The organism is Rhodococcus sp. (in: high G+C Gram-positive bacteria) (genome assembly GCF_049591685.1).
Taxonomy (GTDB): domain Bacteria; phylum Actinomycetota; class Actinomycetes; order Mycobacteriales; family Mycobacteriaceae; genus Rhodococcoides.
Map to the genome: position 1 here is coordinate 1 of NZ_JBAWFH010000239.1, position 1965 is coordinate 1965.

Below are 1965 nucleotides of genomic sequence, written 5' to 3' on the forward strand. Positions count from 1 at the left end.
ACGAAAACGACGAACCATGTGTCGAGACGAAACGGCGAGCGCCGACGTCCCGAACGACGAAGCCACCGACAACAGAGGTGTCCCCGATGGCCGCCGCTCCGATACCGACGACCCCGCACCGTTTTGATGGCCATAGACTTCCGAAGCCCGGCTGCTCCGACGGCAGTGCAGGCGGCGGCGCATTCCGCAGCAGTGCAGTCCGCAGCAGCGCAGTTCGCCGCGGCGCAGTCCGCAACAGCGCAGCCCGCGGCAGTGGACACTCGGGCCATACGGCGTAAGACGCGTTCTCGGTACGCCAGTGTCCGGAATCGGAAACAATCGACTGTTGTGCCCCACCCGAGCCCGAACCCCAACTCGAGCCCCAGCGCCCGCGGCATTGCTGTCCGCTACGGCGCAGGCATTCTACTGCTCAACGTGTTCGCGGCAGTGCAGGTGACCTTCGTCGTCGCACTGCTCGCCCGGTCCGAAACAGCATCGGTGGGCAGCGTCCTCACCGACCCCGAATTCAGCGCCTTCCGGTGGCTCGTGCCCATCGGCATAACAGCCGGAGCACTCGCGGGCGCGGTACTCGTCCTCCCCACCCTGCGGTGGGTCGCAGGCCGCGACATCCCCACCCCGGGCCAGGCCCGAGAAGCCGCCCGAATACCGCTGCGTCACACGATCTCCCACCTCCTGCTGTGGCTCTTCTTCGGTTTCGCGCTCGCAGCGCTCACCCTCGACACCGACAGCTCGATCACCGTGCTCATCGTCGTCGGAACCATCTTCGGTGCGGTCACCACAGCGGGCACGGGCTACCTACTGACCGAACGCGCACTGCGTCCTGTCCTGATTCGGGTATCGGACTCGCTGCCGTCGGGCAGGCGAGAATTCAGCGTCCTCACCCGCCTCGTCGCGACCTGGATCGTGTGCACGGCATTCCCCGTTGCCGGCATCACCCTCATCGTCATAGCCCACTCCACCGGCGCACCCGTCGCGATCCCCGCGCCCATCGAACTACCGATCCTCATCGTGTCCGCCATCGCCCTCGGCACCGGACTACGGGGAACCATCCTGGTCGCAAGATCGGTGTCGGAACCCGTCAGCGAAGTCAGCTCGGCCATGGCCGAGATCGAAAAGGGGGCCACCGATACGCGGGTACCGGTCTACGACTCGTCCGAAATCGGGAACCTGCAACGCGGATTCAACAGCATGTCGGCGGGCCTCGCCGAACGTGAACGCATGCGCGACCTGTTCGGCAGGCACGTCGGCACACAAGTCGCGTCGCGAGCACTCGAACAGTCCGACTTCCCCCGCGGCGACGTTCAATACGTGGCAGTACTGTTCATCGATCTCGTCGGCTCCACGACCTTCGCCGTCGACCACCCGCCGCAGCGCGTCGCGGACCTGCTCAACGAGTTCCTTGGCATCGTTGTCGCAACAGTCGACGACAATCTCGGCTTCATCAACAAGTTCGAAGGCGACGCCGCCCTCGCCGTATTTGGGGCACCGCGCCCCATCGACGACCCCGCCGGCGCCGCACTCCGAGCAGCACGACGACTACGCGTCGAACTCCGATCCCTCGATTCCCTCGACTTCGGCATCGGCGTCGCCGCAGGCGATGTATTCGCCGGAGACATCGGCGCCACCTCGCGCTACGAATACACCGTCATCGGCGCACCGGTGAACTGCGCCGCCCGACTCTCCGAGCTCGCCAAGAACGAACCGGCACGAATGCTCGCCGAACGCACAGTGGTGGACAAAGCCGCAGCCGACGAGGCACAGCACTGGACCTCGCGGGAACCGATCCTGCTGCGCGGACTCACCGAGCACACCGAGATCCGAACGATCGACTAGCGATCGCGCATCCGCTGAAGAACCTCGCGCATCGTGGAAACGTGCACGCCTTCCTCTGCCAACTCGCGCCGCGCCTTGCGACGAGTAGCCAACACCCCGATGATCGCAACGACCCACACCGGGTACTGCGCG

At 65.7% G+C, this 1965-nt stretch carries 1 protein-coding gene; it reads left to right on the plus strand.

Going from position 1 to position 1965, the window contains the following annotated elements; genetic code table 11:
• The first annotated feature begins 126 nt into the window (after nucleotides 1–126).
• The gene (locus tag WBQ44_RS10150; protein WP_495566561.1) at nucleotides 127–1833 is read left to right on the plus strand and encodes an adenylate/guanylate cyclase domain-containing protein; all 1707 of its coding nucleotides are present in this window, start codon (nucleotides 127–129) and stop codon (nucleotides 1831–1833) included.
• The last annotated feature ends 132 nt before the right edge of the window (nucleotides 1834–1965 follow it).

Excerpts from the sequence above, each read along its gene's own strand:
- WBQ44_RS10150 (WP_495566561.1), top strand. The coding sequence starts at position 127 with ATGGCCATAGACTTCCGAAGCCCGGCTGCTCCGACGGCAGTGCAGGCG.